This is a genomic window from Aureispira sp. CCB-QB1, assembly GCF_000724545.1.
Classification (GTDB): Bacteria; Bacteroidota; Bacteroidia; order Chitinophagales; family Saprospiraceae; genus Aureispira.
In genome coordinates, this window is sequence record NZ_JHBV01000012.1 from 34,086 (window position 1) to 51,732 (window position 17,647).

General features: G+C 35.6%; 15 protein-coding genes. All 15 read right to left on the minus strand.

All coding sequences use genetic code 11. The features are described from left to right. Positions 1-31: 31 nt before the first annotated feature. Positions 32-2,302: a hypothetical protein gene (locus tag CG11_RS04680; protein WP_156039657.1), complete on the minus strand. Its 2,271-nt coding sequence runs from the start codon at positions 2,300-2,302 to the stop codon at positions 32-34. Positions 2,303-2,627: 325 nt separating this feature from the next. Then, positions 2,628-2,918, minus strand: a complete 291-nt coding sequence (locus CG11_RS04685; RefSeq protein ID WP_052593654.1) for a PAAR domain-containing protein — start codon at positions 2,916-2,918, stop codon at positions 2,628-2,630. Between the two features lie 71 nt (positions 2,919-2,989). After that, positions 2,990-4,864 (minus strand): type VI secretion system tip protein VgrG, encoded by a 1,875-nt coding sequence (vgrG, locus tag CG11_RS04690; protein ID WP_052593656.1) that lies wholly within the window; start codon positions 4,862-4,864, stop codon positions 2,990-2,992. Between the two features lie 142 nt (positions 4,865-5,006). Beyond that, the gene (locus CG11_RS04695; RefSeq protein ID WP_052593658.1) at positions 5,007-5,189 is read right to left on the minus strand and encodes a hypothetical protein; all 183 of its coding nucleotides are present in this window, start codon (positions 5,187-5,189) and stop codon (positions 5,007-5,009) included. A gap of 28 nt (positions 5,190-5,217) precedes the next feature. Beyond that, on the minus strand, positions 5,218-5,823 hold the full coding sequence (locus CG11_RS04700; RefSeq protein ID WP_081909457.1) for a phage tail protein: 606 nt from the start codon (positions 5,821-5,823) through the stop codon (positions 5,218-5,220). Positions 5,824-5,955: 132 nt separating this feature from the next. After that, complete coding sequence (locus tag CG11_RS04705; protein WP_052593661.1) at positions 5,956-6,702, minus strand: phage tail protein; 747 nt, start codon at positions 6,700-6,702, stop codon at positions 5,956-5,958. Between the two features lie 351 nt (positions 6,703-7,053). Next, a complete protein-coding gene (locus tag CG11_RS04710; RefSeq protein ID WP_052593663.1) occupies positions 7,054-7,536 on the minus strand; it encodes a phage tail protein in 483 nt (160 codons plus the stop codon). A gap of 94 nt (positions 7,537-7,630) precedes the next feature. Next, positions 7,631-9,124, minus strand: a complete 1,494-nt coding sequence (locus CG11_RS04715) for a phage tail sheath C-terminal domain-containing protein (protein WP_052593666.1) — start codon at positions 9,122-9,124, stop codon at positions 7,631-7,633. Positions 9,125-9,216: 92 nt separating this feature from the next. Further along, positions 9,217-10,344 carry a hypothetical protein gene (locus CG11_RS04720; protein ID WP_052593668.1) on the minus strand — a complete coding sequence of 376 codons (1,128 nt, stop codon included), beginning with the start codon at positions 10,342-10,344 and terminating at the stop codon, positions 9,217-9,219. A 62-nt stretch (positions 10,345-10,406) separates the two neighbouring features. Continuing rightward, on the minus strand, positions 10,407-10,967 hold the full coding sequence (locus CG11_RS04725) for a DUF4255 domain-containing protein (protein WP_052593670.1): 561 nt from the start codon (positions 10,965-10,967) through the stop codon (positions 10,407-10,409). A 121-nt stretch (positions 10,968-11,088) separates the two neighbouring features. Continuing rightward, entirely contained in the window at positions 11,089-11,346 is a 258-nt protein-coding gene (locus CG11_RS04730; RefSeq protein ID WP_052593671.1) for a hypothetical protein, read from the minus strand. Between the two features lie 123 nt (positions 11,347-11,469). Further along, positions 11,470-13,647 (minus strand): glycosyl hydrolase family 18 protein, encoded by a 2,178-nt coding sequence (locus tag CG11_RS04735; protein ID WP_052593673.1) that lies wholly within the window; start codon positions 13,645-13,647, stop codon positions 11,470-11,472. 52 nt (positions 13,648-13,699) lie between these two features. Then, a complete protein-coding gene (locus CG11_RS04740; RefSeq protein ID WP_156039658.1) occupies positions 13,700-15,562 on the minus strand; it encodes a glycosyl hydrolase family 18 protein in 1,863 nt (620 codons plus the stop codon). A gap of 69 nt (positions 15,563-15,631) precedes the next feature. Next, on the minus strand, positions 15,632-16,552 hold the full coding sequence (locus CG11_RS04745; protein ID WP_156039659.1) for a hypothetical protein: 921 nt from the start codon (positions 16,550-16,552) through the stop codon (positions 15,632-15,634). A gap of 699 nt (positions 16,553-17,251) precedes the next feature. Beyond that, positions 17,252-17,647 (minus strand): LysM domain-containing protein (locus CG11_RS29705; RefSeq protein ID WP_156039660.1); only part of this gene is annotated, 396 nt, incomplete at its 5' end.

Here is a 17,647-nt window from a genome sequence, read left to right on the forward strand (position 1 = left end):
TACATTTGCCTTCTGTCCTGAAATTTAACTCCTATTTTTTCCAATGCAAGGTTTTCCCTGTTGTCATTTGAAGTTGCGCAGGAATAGCCCCTTTCGCATCTGGAGAAGTAATCTGCCCTTCTAAGACATTAACATCAACTTCAATGGTTCCTTCTGAGGTAAAGTTAAAAGAATAAAGATGTCCTTTTACAACAAGGAAACTGGTATCGACTCCTCGCTCCTCTGTGATTTCTTGCGTGGTGCTAGTAGAACGATTATAGTTAGAAGAATTAAATGTTCCTTTTGTTTTTTCTGTTCCTTCTTCCTTTCCCCAATCATAAGCATAATGCCCTGACACTTCTCCTTCCACCAAATAGCTAATAGGATTAAATTTCTTTAATACATTAGGAATCCACTTAGGAGCTTGGAGCGAACCTTCTACCCCCAAGGTATTATTCGTCACATCGATATCTACCTCGGTCTCTGAACTTTCAGAACCTAACTCGATTCCGTAACTGCTACCCGTTTCAGAACCTCTAGTCACCGAGCCTTTCGCTTTAGAAAGGAGAATTTTAAATTCAAAATCACAACTAATCCCTTCTTTTCCATGCTTTATTGGGCTTAAAGCATAAAAATCTGTTGCTTGAAACTCCAAACCATTTTTATTCGCCACCGTCAAAGAAATATCCGTAGGCATTGCATAAGCACGTTCATTGAGTGACTCTATTTTTGTAAAAATAGTGCTATTAAGCACCGAGCCATCTTTTAGTTTAATGACCAAGTTTAAGGCTTCTCCCTTTGCTAATAAAGGTTTTATGCTAAGCTTAGGACGTTTGCTGTCCAAGAAAATTGCTTTGATAGAGTCTATTGGCGCATTACTGCGTAGTTGATTGCTAATATTCTCTATCTGCTGTTTTTCCTCAAAGCTCAAACTATTAAATAAAGAACGTACCGAACCACCATTCATAGTCACTTGATACAAAGCACTTTGCCATGCTTCGCTGACATCCGTACGACTAGGAAATGGACTACCAATCGCTTGAATAGATTGTTTTAATACAGGATAAAAGATACTCAATTCTTTGTTGGAAAATAATTTTTCGAACTTTTTTAATAGTTTATTGGCATCAAATTGCTGTGTTGGCGGCAAATGCAAGCTATCTAATGCCCCGCTGACTTCAGCAGCCCACTCTACATATTCTCCAATAAAGTTATAGGGACTTGTACCGTCTGAAGACGTAATAATTGCCGTTTTTAAATCATCAAAAGAGGGCATCACCTGCGATTCTTGCCAACTGTTGTAAATATACTCTTCTGGTGTATGAATCGAAAGAAGGGATTTGGACATTGCATTGACAAAATCTTTCACTTGAGCATCTTCCTTCAGCTCTGCCATTATATTTACCCGCAGTTCTTTTGACAGCAATGGTTGTGTCTTTTGCCAATCGTTGCAAGCCTCTACCAAAGCCGTAAAAAAAGCAGCTTTGGACATATTGCAAATAGAATCTGTTTTGGTATCATGGCTAATAATGCTTGAACAGATTTTTTTCTGTTCTGCCTTCCAGGCTGCAAACGCTTTTCGAAATTCTTTCTTTTCTTGTTCTTCTTCTTTTTTATTTAATTCTTCCTCCTTACTTAACTCTTTATTCAAATTAAAAGCAACATCATCAATAGCATGAACCACACAAGTTTTTATACTGTGCTGCAACCCTCCAAAATCTCCTCGTAGATTAGAAGCAAAGATTGCTGCTAGATTCAATTCATCTGTTGAATTTTCTTGGTTGTATGTGGTTTGATAATTGCTATAATGCTTTAATAAATAGCTCTTATTATTAAATTTATTGAGAATGGCACTAAGTACTTTTTGTGTGTTGTCTACGGTCGTGCAAGCCGAAATATTTCCCTGAAACAACTCCATAAATTTTTGCCCCAAAGGCGTATGCGGTTTTAATTTACCTAAGTTTGTTTTCAATTTTTCTGTATCAATACTATACGCTCCATTGTTGACCAATTGAGGGTCAAAAAGTTGAAAAGGATCTTTAGATTGAAGCAATTGACTTAGAATTTCACTGGCAACTTTTAGAAACTCTTTCTTTCCTATATCATCAGGCTCTACTGTAAAAGAGTAATTGCTCATTCCTTTGATTTCAGGTGTAATTGTTTTTAGGTAAGCTATATCTGCTTCATACTGTTTTAATTCCTGCTCAGAAAATACAGTCCTCAAATCTATATTATTGAGCTTACAGTGATTCTGAATCCGCTTTACTTGTTGTATTAGATGTGTTAAAGGTTCTTCTAATGCTTTGTTCTCTGTATCTTTCATGTTCTTAGAGTTAAAAAAAATTAAAAAAAAGGATATCACCAAGGCAATATTTCCATACAATACAGTAACCATTACGTTGATTTAATAGAGATGAAAAAATAAGCTTGTCGTTAAAGGCACTAAGATAGAAAAAAAAACATTCAAAAAAAACAGCAAAAAACAGATATTAATAAATATATTTTATATTCATTTACAATTAGTTACACTTCGATACATTTCGATACATTTCGATACATTTCGATACATTTGCGCTTTAGATCAATAAAAAATCCTCTTTTAAGCCAAGCCTAAAAGAGGATTCTAAATTTACACGAAACGTTTATATTTAGCCTATCATTACAGTAAATTCACCCAAAACGATAGAACCACCATGTGCACAAGTATCTCCCAACCGAGCAGCAGGCATACCACCTATTAAAACAGTCGTAGACCCCATTGCAATCGTATCTGGGGGACCGGTACACACACACATATCTCCAACCAATGCAGCAGGTAATTTACCAATCATAACCGTTGGGCAACCAGGTCCTGAAATTGGACCACCAACATGAGGTACTGTTCCTGTAACCATTGGGCAAACGTGCATATCTGTTAATCTTGATGCTGGAGGCGCCATAGTTTTATTTATTTTTTATTAAAGAATATTTTTTCATTGATACTTATAATACACTGTTTCAAAACAGATGATTAGTTAATCATAACCATCCCCCCTTTAACCGTTAACATTCCACCACCATCTACTGTTCCCATTCCAGAACCTTTGACCTCAAACTGAGCACCTTCTGCTTTAAATGCAGCGGTTCCCTTTGCCTCAAAGTTTGTTTGTGCTTCAAACTTAACATTCATCCCTTTTCCAGTAATATCATTTGTTGCTTCCATAGCAATACCTTTTCCTGCTGTAATTTTGATATCTCCAGTAACATCAATCGTCAAATCTTGATCTACCGTCATCGTTACTCCCTTGGAATCCAACAAGATATTATTTTTATTAACAGGGTCATCAATTGTGATGGTATCTTTATCATCATCAATTTGAATCATCATTTTATCCTCTGTAAATACCTTGTATATATTCTTACCTGGTTCATCAAAAAACTCCATGCGCAACTTTCCTTTATTGAAAGAAAGCGCTTTCATATGATTCACATCAGTAGGGTCGTGCGATTCTTCAGTTGTAATTTTTCGCTTACTACTATACATAGAACCAAGTATAACAGGGTATGTTGGGTCATTATCAAAGAAACCTAAGACTACCTCATCACCTACTTCGGGAAAAATAACCATTCCACAATCTTCAGTAGCGTAGAGCTGTGAGACTCTAGCCCAAACACCTTCACCTTCTAGATTGTCAATAATTGGGATATTGACCAAGACTCTATATTCTCCATCAGGGTCATCATTAACCTGTATAACAACACCATGTTGTAACCCATTAATCGCAGGCAAAGCACCACCTGCCCCCAAAGGGCTAGCAGAAGGATATTTTTCTAAATGTGGTTTTTCAGGTAAGCCCAACTCCACTTCTGTCAACCATTGAGCATTTTTAATAGTATGGCGTACTTTTCCTATATAGGCATCTCCATTAAAACGAGAACCAAAGCCAACTAATTCTACCACTTTCCCAACCTCTATTTTCTCAGATCCAACAAACTTAACTCGACCTCGAATTCTTGACAGATGACCACGTTGATAAACCGAGTCTGCCCAAGATTGAATAAAATCCTTTGTTATAGGTGCTGACGAATGCACCAACTCTTTTGGCTTTAAGACACTTGATAATTTAGCACTGTCAATGTCACCTTGTTTATTCGTTGTTGGTTTTGTTCCTGCTGTATTTTCAATAGCTTGTGTTGTATGATCCCAAAAATTTGCTTGAACTTCTTCATATTGGTGTGAAGAATGAATTTTCAAGTCCATTTCCATCAAATCAACACCATAAGTAATTGAAATATCTGTTTTTTCGGATACAGTTGGTTTTTTTATATTAATCTCTCCATCGTTAACAATGGTAACCAAGCTATTCGCATCCGCTCTAGCTTGAATAAAGTCCCAATTGGTACAATAATATTGTATCAATTTTTTGTGTGTTGCCTTAGTTGCTTCTACAGTTGCTTTGGATTTGATACCAGAATCTTTAATTATTGCAGAAATGATATCAGAGTCTTTTTGGTCATAAAAAATCATATTTCTACGCCCAACAGTTAATGCCAATGCTTCATCTCGACAAATTAGTGTCAAACAAGAAGAACCATTTCGATTCAATTTAATCCCATGCTCTACGATTAAGCCTTTGTAGATACTTTCCATCGTTGACGAAGGGTCATGAGATACTTTAATTTCTATTTCAGCCCCTGGTTCAAACATACTTTCTTCACTTTGAGGAAAGGTTTGCTCTCTAGAATCGCCATCAAAAATAACCACTCTAGCATAAGGTATCTTATTAATTTCCTTAACAACCTCTGTCTCTAACACAAGCATAGCATCAGGAAGTTTCGTACCATCTACTGTAACTTCGAGGTTAATAACCCCGCTACCGAGTTTTTTTATAGGAGAATCAGCCATTCTATTTTTATAATAAATATTAGTTGCGTTTTATTTTAAGTACTAATAATAGTCCTCAAGTATTTAAACGCTAAAAAAATTAAACCTTATTTATAAATCTTTGTGCCAATATCATTGCCATTTCGATCTACCACAAAACAATTTAAGGTTTCAATTCGTATTCTATCATATCTCGAACTTTATCCAAGCACTCTTGAATTAGTTCCTCTTTTTCTAATTTAGACATTGCACCACCGCCACCACCTTCGGTAGCATCTTTAGAGCCGCCTTTACTTTTTTTATTAATTTTTGTATTAAACAGCAATTTTTTAATTGAAATAGACATAGTAGTATATATTTATTTAGATAAAAAATTAGGATGGAGGAATTTCTAAACGTTCAATTTCTGTATACTTAAACTTGATGGTTTCCTTAATTGGTGCATCTCCAGATGTTGAGCTCAAATCAGAAATTTCCCAACTTGTTGGAAAAGCCTCGTGAATCAAAAATCCTGCTACAGGAAAAGAGGAAGGACCAATCGGTAATGGATTTTGAATCATAGGGTGATAGATACAAATCATAATATCTTTCACTTCTATTTTCTCTTCCCAAGTTTTAGCAGAGGACATTGTCTTTTGGCACCATTCACTAGTAGGATCTAATGAGAATCCCATTACTCCAATATGACGAGGTCTCAAATAGCGTTGCAGTACCAACTCATCGTTATCAATTTTATCAAAAGAAGGTCTTGGAGTAGACCAACCTGCTTCATTTAAAGGAGTTGTTGCAAAACTCATTTTTAATCCTTGTACATCTGAAAAAGCAGTAGCCATTGGGTCTAATGCTTGCAATGCTAAAGAAGCAGAAATTGACATCGTCTTAAACGAGAAGGAATCTGATCTTTCAAAAAATAAGACTTCAAAGAAAAAACTCGGAATCGGTTCATTCATGAAGCCAACTATATTCGATAGTAAGTCCATAACTTATTGATTGTTAATCGTATCTTTTAGAAGCTGCTTATCAATAGAATACTTGATGTTATCAGCTATTTGCATTTCTTCTAATCAAAAAACGCTATTGATTATAGGAAATGAATGGATGCTATTATTAGATTAGAAAATTTTAGATACAGCACCACCAATGGCACCACCGATTGCGCCTCCTACAGCACCGCCTACGATACTTCCAATACCGCCTAAGACAGAACCAAGAAGACCTGAACCAGCATTCATTGAAAAAGATTGATACGTTAGCTCTACTTCTTCAATAGCTATTTCACTCTCTGCCTCACCGTCTAAATTAGAGGGTGTAAATTTGGTCACAAAAGCCTTTTCTAGCGTCCAAGTAAACATATGTGTTCGTCCTCCTCCTGTTAGTTCTGACAAATTGATGGTGACAGTTCTCATGTCGCTAAACATAGAGCCTTGCGATACATTAGAAAACCAATCAAAAAGATCTGTATCTCCCGAAAACATACCTTTTTTTAAGGTTACGGGATCATAAGAAGTTAAGGTAGGTCGACTTTGTTCATAAAATTTGTTTGAGTTGCCATCCCTAAACTTCATGGTTGCGATTGTGGCTCCCATTCCATCCATTCCTTGAAAGGACACATTGCCCGTAAAGCCTCCTATGTTGATTTCAAAAGCAAATTTGGTTAATGGCCATTCATTGTGTGACAAATTTCCTCCTGTATTTACCTGCTTAATTTGGTTTTGCCCAACAGCAGAAATTTGTAGATGAGACAAATCTCCAATCTTGCTAACAGGATTTGTATTCGTAGGATTTAAATGAGATAGGTCTCCCACTCCATCAGCATTTAAGTGGGGGTTGTTATTACTATTAGATACTTTTTTTGCCATATTATAGGGAATTTCAAAACATTGAAAACAAAGAAAATGATATTCAAATGTCAAATACAAACCTAATTTAGGAGGGCATTCAAATTAGAAAAATCAAGTAACTCTAAAGTACAAAACTTATTCGAATAATACAAATAAAAAATTGACCTAGCAGAAAATGGATTCTACTAGGTCAATAAATTATTCTTATATGTATTGATTATCTACGATTAATGCTGTTTTTAGGAAAACATTATAAATAATCAAGGAACAATAATTTTTATAAAATTAACTTAAGATTAAAATTGCATTTTAAAGTTAACATATGCCTATTGATTGCATACTGAATAACTTTTGCAATATTAATTATTCTTAAGATCCTTTTTCTAGAACGAAAGATTCGATAGCAACCTCAAGTTCTTCGAAAGCAACTTCAGAATCTGCTTCAGCATCCAAGCTAGTTGGAGTAAATTTAACAGGGAAAGCACCATAAAGTGTCCAAGTCATCATTACGTCACTTGCTTCATCCAAAAGCTCAATCAAGATTTCTTTACGCTCGTTACGGTTAGTTGTGTGCTCCCAAGCGTACATGTGCCACCAATCTTTTAAGTTAGCATCACCCAAAAATTCACCTTTCTTGAAAGTAACGTTACTGAATGAAACCATACCTGGTCTCTTAGATTTGAAAAGGAAATCAGAGTTCCCCATGCGGTACTCTATAGCAGTTATTTCAGACTCTAGTCCTTCAACAGTTTGGAAACCTAATTCAGGAAGTCCGTCGATAGTTACACGGAAAGAGAATTTAACTAATGGCCATTCGAATGGATTGACCGAAGTTCCACTATAATCACTCATAATATATAAAGTTTAAATCTTTTTTTTTAAATATTTTTTACTAAAACCAAATCATGCTTTGATGTGTTCGACTTCTAATTTAATTGACTAGAGTCTATTCGCCACCAGGCATTTTTTGTTGGAAAGAGATTACAATAAACTCGGCAGGGCGAGAGATTGCTACTTTAACAGATACTTTCATGTAACCATCTAGTACATCTTGAGGAGTCATTGTAGTTCCTAGACCACAATCTACAGCATAAGCTTCTGCTTCGCTATTTCCTACTAATGCACCACTTTGCCATTGATTACGTAAGAAGTTAGAAATCATTGTTCTAACAGCCAACCAAGTGTTGCTATCATTTGGACGGAACACATAAGGCTCACAAGCAAACTTGATAGATTGTTCTAACATAATCATTGTACGACGTACGTTGATGTATCTCCAGTCTCCACTGTTTCCATCAAGAGTACGAGCACCCCATACTAAAGTACCTTTACCAACAAATGGACGGATTGCATTAACTGCTTTACCGCTCAATGGTAAGTTCAAATTTTCTTGCTCCTCAGCATTAACATTTACTGTAGGACCAGTAACAGCCGATACACTTACATTTGCAGGTGCTTTGTGAACTCCCACAGAGCTATCTACCAATGCATAGATACCAGCAACAGCACCAGATGGAGGAAGAACGTTAAGAGCCTCCTTCATTTGGCCTAAAATATCATTATAGATAGGACTAACTGCTTTCAACAAGTTGCTTACAGCAGTAGCGTTAGCATCATCATCAGAAATCTTAGCGATCTCTTCTTTGATCATGTCACCTTTTTCTTCTTTTACATAACCAGCAGCTACATTTTCGTCAACTTCACTGTTCAAGATGTCGATAAGCCCATCAGCATTGCTAATGTTTTTGTAGCTCAAGTCGTCAGCACTTACAACAGTAGCGTTCAACCAAGGGTAGTAAGCTGCACCAAAATCCAAGAAATTTCCACCATATGCTGTACGAGCAGCAGTTACAACATCGTCATCCAACAATGTTCTAGCTTGGTGACCATTCCATACGTCCAAAATTGCAAAACGGCTACGAGTATCCGCACCACAATGTTTGATCATTGCTTGTTGAACAGAAGCACAATCTCCTTCCTCTAGTAATACTGCATCTGGAATTACAACCAATGTAGGCTCTTGCTCTTTCAACAAAGCAGTAATACCACCTCCATTTTCTGCACCGATCAAAGCAGAAGCTTTCACACCACCAGTATAGTTACCTACTGATACGATGTAACAAGCACCACCTCCGTTTGCAAAGAATAATTGCAAGCTGCGGAACAAGTTGTAGTTAGTTTCTCCTTCTACGTCTAAGCTGTAGTTATTGTCATCAGCTTCGATTGTAAATTGAGTTGTTGGCGCTCCTCCAAAAAAGCTAATGTACTCCACCATAGAAGTAATTCGCATTGGAACATTCGTCAAGTCTTTTTTACCAGCTGCTGCTTTTTGAGTATACCCAATAAAAGCAGGTACTGCAGTTGCTACAGAAACTACAGAGTTGGAAAAGGCACTTTTCTCTTCGATATACACACCGGGTGTTGCATATTGTTTTGCCATGATTAAATTTGTTTAAATTTAGTTGATTTAATAAGTTTTAAATTCTAGTATTACATTTATATACAATTACATTATATCATTTGTAATACTCCCTACAAATATACTATTAATTCTGAATAAACCTCAGATTTGTCTAATAAATTTACTTTTAAGTTCCCAAGTGCCGATGCACAGGGCAATTGAACAATCCACTCTACGCCGCTTTTGCCTCTTTTTGTCTTTAATTTGAACTTTTCTAGCTGTTTTTCTTTAAAGGCAATTGGTTCCATTGTCCAAATATGAAATACTTCTTTTCCTCCGTCCAAAGCGACCGTTTCTGGCTCCTCAAAAGACATTGGAACATAACCTTCGGCTCTATTGGTATCATAGATTTCAGGTTCTCGATGCATCTGGTCATTGCCATTTTCTATCAAAACATATTGCCAACGAACAGAACGAGCACCAAATCGAATATTATACACTTGTGATACCAAGCCTCCATCATCATCAAACAAAGCATAATCACTAAAATCATCTTTGTCAATAATAATATCAATCACTCCAAAGATTTTTTTCAATCCAGTGTACAAGTAAAAGGATTTTTCTTCCAGACCGTCAATAAGAATAGAGTATTTGCCCTCGGGTTCTCCCAATAAAGAAATTTCACAAGAGACAGCTCCATCTTCTAAAATTTCTTCAAATACAATTTCTTCCAAAGCGTTCATTACCTGTACTTCGGTTCCATATTGTTCTTCGTCAAAATCGTAAATAATGATAGAACTACAAATTTCTACCTTATCTTCTGGTGTTACGTATTGATTTAGAGATAAGTTCTTATGTTCTGTATCGTCTTTTTCTAAACTCTTATTATTAAAATAAAAGATGGTGTTATCATCAAACTCAAACGGCAGATCGGTATAGTTCAAAAATCGCTGATCAACAACATCTAACAAAATAGAAAGATGAACTGGTTTTTCAATATCGGCAATTGGTGTATAAGAATCTGTCGAGGCATAGCCCAACATAAAACCACTGGCCATAGATCGGTATTGTAGTCCATTACGTGCCAATTCTTTCAGGGTTCCTTCTGTTGGTGTCAATCTAACTTTTCCTGCGGGAAAGACTCCTTCTTCAAAAAAATCATGCTTAATTTGAACATCAAGAAGCTCTTGAAACTGTGCCAACAGTTCCAATTTCATTTGAGGAAATTTGCTTTTTTTATTTCTTTTAATTTTAGCCATTAGATTTCTCTATTTTATATGCTTCTTTGTTAATAAACATTACCATTATCAAGCAAAAAAATTTATGTTTTTTTGATAACAGGAATATCTGGAAAGATAAGATCATGTTTGATGGGCAGTGTCTTTATTTTATATACCACAGAGGGTAAATATTTAGACCCCATAATTCCCCAAAAATTCCCCAAGTCTCTTGTTTCCATTGTAATTAACTCTGCTTGAAGACGATCAACGATTCCGTTGATTGCAGGCGTATTTTGGTTGTTAAAACTTCCTGCTCTAGATTGAAAAAAAGCAATGACAGAAGTTATAAATTTAAGTCCCTCCAAATAATTTTCACTTGTAAAATAAGCAGAAAACAAAACAGTTATATTAATATTAATGGGTGGATTAAATTTTTGAAAACTTCCTCTTCCCGTCTGTTTGTACCCCCCCACATTACTTTGGCTTTTATCCATTTCGATATTGGCCAAGGTCATAACAATTTTATCGGGTTCTTGAACAGCCACACTACCATCTAAATTGACAATGTTAGACATGACAACCTTTTCTTCTGTAATATTATGTTTGGATTGCAAAAAACGATTAAGTTCCCCTGCAATAGCTGCAATTGTGTCGTGAATCATTAGATATTAAAACTAATTAGAAAATAGTTCAGCTATTCTTTTTGTCGTTTCTATTCTTTTGTCGCAAGACAAACCGAACTCCCCTGAATCTAGTTGAACTAATTTAATAGAAATTTCAGATTTACTCCTCTTCTTCTTCCGTTTCAGGTGCTGTCAAGGTTTTCAAAGCCATTGATACAAAACGGATAATATAGATTCCAACAAAAGAAGTTAGATATCCTATTAAATATAACCAAAAGATATAGTTCTTTCGAATCTCTGGTAAATTAATTATTTCATTTGTCGTTCCGAAAAACCACAAAAACACAATCCCTAATGGAATAGCTGCAATTAGACCAACAAACAGCCAAATAAATTCTCGGGCAATTACCTTTCCCATTGTTATCCTTTTTTATTTAAAAATAGTGGTTCTTTTCTCGACTTGATCGATTTCAAAGTTTTTTCTCAACACGCTCGGTAATTCGTATTCTGAAAAACAAACTCCTTGTGTTTTTGCAATGTACTAAGGCAACTCCTTGTGTTTATTGGCTACCAAATTGGACGCCACCCAAGTCAATAGTAATCCCAAGCCTGTTCCTATAGCAAACGTAATCATTCTATTTTGGAACCACCCCAACCAATTTCCAACTACTAACAGTACAATTGTAAAGACAACTAGATAAAAAATTCGAAAGGCACCACTATAAAACAATACATCTCGCACCTTCCAATCCAATACTGAGAAACAGAAACTAATACAGATGAAAATGGTGATCAAAAATAAGGTGGCAAAAATGAGATGACTAAATCGCTTCAATAAGTATTGAATGGTATAATTAATTTTATTTTCTTTATCAACACTTATTCTTGTATACTTCCCTTTTTTGTGGTTCCAAACTTTTCTTTTAACAAAGCTTTCTTCTATTGTAGACCACAAATCTGTGTGCGCATAATCTGCTCCCAAAGCCCACAGACCAACTCCCCCCATTCCTTGGTCAACTGCAAAATCAAACTTTCGCCCCAACGAGGTAGAATTATCAAAATAAATCTTGTAGACTCCTCCTAGTGTATCTCGAACGGTTGCTTCCATAGAATGCGTCCCTTTGTCATAGTCGATACTGGCTCTACCTTTTTCTGCCAAGCGCAAGATTTCGCTGTAAGGCATATAACCTTCAAAATCTTTTTTGCCTGCTCTATCTTTGTACCAAACGGCTCCATGATAAGGCAATCCCAAAACCAAACTACCAATATGATCGTAGCCAATTTTTGCTTTAAAAAGCTCAATCATTTTATTCAAATCCATTTGTTGGGAATCTACTTCTGCTCGAATGGCAATATTCTTAAAAAGATCCAACTCTTTAAAGACCAATGTATCTCGCTTGGGCTTAAAAATAAAGAAGCCAACATTTTCATTATCTTTAGCCGCTTTTGAATATTGCGACAACATCCCTACACAATTCGTTTTTCTCAACAAACGATTAATTTGATAATCTTGCCACAAAGGGCGACCATCCATATCTTTTGTAATTTTGATTGTGTTTAGAATATCGGTAATATCATATGGCTCATATTCTAGATTTTGATAAGTGCGTTGGATGTAGTAATTCAACGAATCTCTCAATCGACTTTCATATACTTCATCATGCTCCAAAACGACGTCTGTAATATCATAAGGAACAGCCAATAATTCATCTAAGGTAGTGTACAGTTTATACAAACATACTGTTCCTCTAATAGAAGCATCATAGTCCGTCAATGGCGTCAAAGGACCTTCGTGCAATTGTGTTGGCTGAATGTGAAAATTAAAACTATTGATGACAAATAAATCAATCCATGGCTTTAATTGAGGCAAATCATATACATTATCACGATCATACAAAGGCACAGACATACTAATTACATAGTCGTTGTTATCTTCTCTAATAGCAAAAGAAAGCTCCTTAACAAAGTCCATGAAATTCGCTTTCTGTGTAATTGGAACATCTTCAAAGTTCAAATCAATTCCATCCGCTCCAGAGCGTAACAAAATACTTTTTAAACTATCTATTAAATTGCGCTGAACATCTGGCTCACTAGTAAAAAATATTTCATTATTGCTATACCCTCTATTGCTTACTGTCAATAACACTTTGCAAGTATCTAAATGAGCGGTCATAATCAAATCGCTACTCATTAGTTCTTCAATTGCCTCAAAGCTAGTGTAACCTCCTGTAAATGGATTAACTTCATAGCCAAAGTAAGCCAAATGCGTTAACAACCTATAGTTATAAGTCTTGTAAGTATCCCCTTTCCAGTAAGGATGCCAGCCCATTACCGTTAAGTTTTGTTTGGGAAGTATTTTATTGTTACTTCTATAAAAGACGCCTCTTTTATTTCTCCAATCTGAGTTTTCAAGACTAGTATTATAAGGCTCATAACGACTATCCAAAGCCTTGTCAATGCGTGTTTGTTCTATGTTGGTAGGCAATTCCCACCATTCGTAAGCAAGCATCAACAAGCGGTGCTCATTAATTTTGTGATCTACACGTTCCTGTATGGGTGGTGTCGCTTTTAAAACCTGTCTTTTTTCTAGCTGAACTCGTTCGATAGAGTCTAGTTCATCTCCCCATAATTGTCCCCAAAGGCTAGTTTGACAACAACAAAGGAACAATGTCCAAAGCAGCAGTTGTGCTGAAAAATGAGATATTATTGATTGTTTCATATTCGGTATTAATATAGTATGGGCTTCTATGTGCTAGCCTCAATTCGACTAATTAGGGAGTTAATGACTTTTTTTGAGAAACATACTTCCAACCTGCCCAACTCACAATCGCCCCAAAAATCACTCCTACAAGTAATGGTATGGTTGTGCCTTCAAATAAGCCCATATAGCCTCCAACAAGCAACATTAAAAAGGTAAAGAACAGCATATATCCAATTCTAAATCGTCCATTGTCAAACAACGCTTGACGAACTTGGCGATTAAATAGTGCCGCACACAAGCCAATAGCCAGAAAAATAGCTAGATAGAGCAATACAACCAATGCATAAATAGAATTTTGGCGAAAAGTATTGCTTTTTTCATAGACCTCTGCCAACTTTTCGTTTTGTGGTTCAACGATTTCCATAAACTCATTAGAAAGCATCGTTTCCAAATGCTGAAACCCTGCGTCATTACCTAAAAACTGAATTCCAACACCGCCTAATCTTGCATCCATCAAATAGCGATATTTTTTCTGAAGACTCAAACTATCATCAAAATAGATTGTTACATCAGCAGGGATGTCTCCAAGTGCCGTATCGACTCCATAATAATCATAATAACTAAACACATATGAAGTTTGTATGCTATCGTACCGCAATCTTGCCCCTGGAAATTTTTGGTAGTTGTCAATTTGCATCACAAATTCAAATTGGAGGTCATTATAAGTAATGGCTTGCATATCCAATATCTCTTCTGTGATTCCGTCCGTTACCCATCGTGTTCCATAATACGGTAGTGCCAAAATTAAACGAGCACTATATATGGGTCCTAAGTCGGCAATATATCGATCAACAGCTGTTCTCAAATCGGGTGCAGAAGTTAATGGACTATAATTTAGTGGTGCCGTTGGCATCTTTTTCAACCCATTTGGTGTCTCTTGAAAGTCAAATCCTTTGACAACAAAAATATCGACAAAATTTTGTAGCTCTGCTACGTTATAAACATTATCAGGATCATAAGCAGGCACACTCAAAAATACAAAACTAGTATCTCCTCTAGCCCCTGTTAAAGTTGTTGATAATATTCGTATAAATTTAGAAAATTCATCTTTTGTATTGGCATTGACTCCTTCAAAATTTATTTCAATTCCATCTGCATTCGTAGAATCTAAAATAAAAAGAATAGAATCCATGAATCGTTGTTGTGCAGGAATGTTTTGACTCAAAAAGCGGGTAACATTTTGTTCTCCATGGCAACTTACTGACAATAATGCGCTACAATTTTTGTCATGAGCCGTACGAACAAATTCTCCTGTCATAAAACTAGTCATTGCCGCAGGATTCTGTGGCGCACCACTTTCAGGGTTGATGTCGTAAGAATAATAAGCAACTACATTAAACATATCATAATCGTAGCCCTTGTAAATATCTCCCAACCAATAAGGATGCCAGCCAAAAATGATCATAGGGCGACTATCATCCCAAATATTTTTAGTAACTCGAAAGTATTTTCGGTCGATATTATTCAAAGAATCTTGTATTGCCTTTAGTTTGGCTCTAGCTAGCAACTCTGCATCACTAGGCATTGTTGTCCACTCTCCAAATAACTCAACATAACGACTTCTATTCGTATTATCGGTTAAACTCTCTCTTGTTTCTTTGTCTTCTATTAATTCATCCAATGTTGCTTCCGAACCTGGACCAATTCCGGGCTTCCCTCCCTTTAATGAATTTTTTAACGCTCTTTTGGTAGAATTGACTTGAACTCTTCCTGTCGATTTTAATTCACTTATTTTCTCTGCTGTTTTACGTTTTGCTGCATTTTTAACTCTATTTTGAATTTTTTGTGCAGGAATCGGTTCTACATAAAAGAGCAATAACATTAGTACACTAAGGACACAGCTCAAATAATATGTTGCAGTATTATGTTTCACATCGTATTTTTTAAATGAATACTCTTTGGGATTAATTGTTAAAAAGAAATCAAGCGTTATGGCAACATTTTACCCCTCCTCTGGCGCCAATACTTCTAGGGTCTTTTCTCTAAAAATTTCTTGGACTCGTTCCCTTATAATGTATTCGTTGTAATAAATTCTATCCAATTTAAATTTAGCAAATTTAACGTATACTGGCACTCCTGTTGTTGTATTAAAATTGCGAATACTCAACAACAACTCTCTATATTTACTAGCACTACTAATTGGAATTCTACCAAAGAAATCTGCTCGTTTATCCTTACGAGTTAATCTCGGTTTTTTATCGGTATTATTATACTTTTCAGGATTCATAAACTTGAACATAACATCTCTAGAGATAGATGATGAGCTAAACGGGAGCAAATCTGTTATGCCCAAGCCGTACGCCATTAAAGGTTCATTAATCCCCGCAATACTCCAACTTGGAGGAGGACTATTTTTGAGTTTGTTATACGCAGCAATCGATTCGCTTCCTATTCCAATCCAATAAGCAGCATATTGATATTCTGTATTTTCGTCTTTTAATAGCTCTTCAAAAATAATAGAATCACTAACAGCACTATAATTCATAGCAGGACTCAATACAAATTCATATTCTGCCAAATCAGGCACTGGAATAGTATCGTCTCTATATTGTTTGATGGTATCTCTAAAAGAAGAAAAAATAACATCATCTAAAATGATGGTATCTTTATTGACTGTACTACGTTGTTTATAAATTTTTATATCTAATTCTTTTTTGCTAATATCACTATTAACAAAATGAAATACATAGGTACCAGATTGAGCCACTCGAATTCTTTCACGATCTAGCTTCACTAGTTTTTTATTAACATACTGAAAATTAGAACCAGGAATATCAATTACTAGCTTTCCTAGTTTTCCTTTCATTGGTGTAACAGTCACAATAAGCTCCTCTCCTGTTTTTACATCAAATGTCTTATTCAATGTTTGAAAAGCGCCAATTTGTTCCAAATTATTGAATAGCTCTACTTTGTCTTGAGCTAGTGACTCAGTTGATAAACAAAGGCAGTAAAAACAAAAGAGCATTAGGGTACATCTCATAACAGTTTACAATATCTTGGGCACACCGTTTTAATAATAATAATAGTTATATCTTCTATAGAATCTTCGATAAAGTTGTGGTTCTTGCTCACAGAAGCGTGTTGTGCAGTGTCGCTTTGTGGTGGCTTATTAACTCTTGCTAAAGCTAGCTACGAATGAACTATCTCTTTTAGGTAGACCAAATTATCTACTAAAATCACATTAACACAATTCAAAACCTATTAAGCTCTAAAAATCAGCAAGCTACAAGATAAAAAAATGAGTCAACATAAAATAATTTTGTATATTTTAATTCTTTTTTTTTCATAAGTATTTTGTTTGTGTTTACTCTAGAAAGAGCCATCTACCCGACTTATACAAATTGTACAAGAGACAATACTTATAAGTATCATGAACAAATCATTGAACTACTAAAAGATTAGATATACACCAATTTAATTCTTTTTTTGAAAAAGAATAAATAATATTCAAGTTTATATTGCAAAATAAAAAAGAGGCATCACAAGACACCTCTTTTTCACATTAAGATATGTTTAATTTTTGTTGAATAACTTGCACGTTGAAGCTTGTCAAGGCATCCATCTACTTCTTTCTAATTTTCAACTCCATTCCTTTTCTAAGGATAGTTTGAGTAGAGATATTATTCAAAGTTTGGAGATCACTTACCGAAACATTATATTTTGCAGCAATTTGCAATATTGTTTCACCATTTTTGACTTGGTGATACTGATAGGTTTTTCCCAATTGCGCATTTTCAGCAGCTAATTTTGCCTCCAACTTCGCTTGACGTTCTGCTGCTGCTTTTGCTTTCATTTCTGCTTCCAACTTCGCTTGGCGTTCTGCCGCCGCTTTTGCTTTCATTTCTGCTTCCAACTTCGCTTGACGTTCTGCTGCCGCTTTTGCTTTCATTTCTGCTTCCAACTTCGCTTGACGTTCTGCTGCCGCTTTTGCTTTCATTTCTGCTTCCAACTTCGCTAC

Coding starts and splice junctions, on each gene's coding strand:
- CG11_RS04680 (WP_156039657.1), bottom strand. CDS start 2,302: ATGAAAGATACAGAGAACAAAGCATTAGAAGAACCTTTAACACATCTA.
- CG11_RS04685 (WP_052593654.1), bottom strand. CDS start 2,918: ATGGCGCCTCCAGCATCAAGATTAACAGATATGCACGTTTGCCCAATG.
- vgrG (WP_052593656.1), bottom strand. CDS start 4,864: ATGGCTGATTCTCCTATAAAAAAACTCGGTAGCGGGGTTATTAACCTC.
- CG11_RS04695 (WP_052593658.1), bottom strand. CDS start 5,189: ATGTCTATTTCAATTAAAAAATTGCTGTTTAATACAAAAATTAATAAA.
- CG11_RS04700 (WP_081909457.1), bottom strand. CDS start 5,823: ATGGACTTACTATCGAATATAGTTGGCTTCATGAATGAACCGATTCCG.
- CG11_RS04705 (WP_052593661.1), bottom strand. CDS start 6,702: ATGGCAAAAAAAGTATCTAATAGTAATAACAACCCCCACTTAAATGCT.
- CG11_RS04710 (WP_052593663.1), bottom strand. CDS start 7,536: ATGAGTGATTATAGTGGAACTTCGGTCAATCCATTCGAATGGCCATTA.
- CG11_RS04715 (WP_052593666.1), bottom strand. CDS start 9,124: ATGGCAAAACAATATGCAACACCCGGTGTGTATATCGAAGAGAAAAGT.
- CG11_RS04720 (WP_052593668.1), bottom strand. CDS start 10,344: ATGGCTAAAATTAAAAGAAATAAAAAAAGCAAATTTCCTCAAATGAAA.
- CG11_RS04725 (WP_052593670.1), bottom strand. CDS start 10,967: ATGATTCACGACACAATTGCAGCTATTGCAGGGGAACTTAATCGTTTT.
- CG11_RS04730 (WP_052593671.1), bottom strand. CDS start 11,346: ATGGGAAAGGTAATTGCCCGAGAATTTATTTGGCTGTTTGTTGGTCTA.
- CG11_RS04735 (WP_052593673.1), bottom strand. CDS start 13,647: ATGAAACAATCAATAATATCTCATTTTTCAGCACAACTGCTGCTTTGG.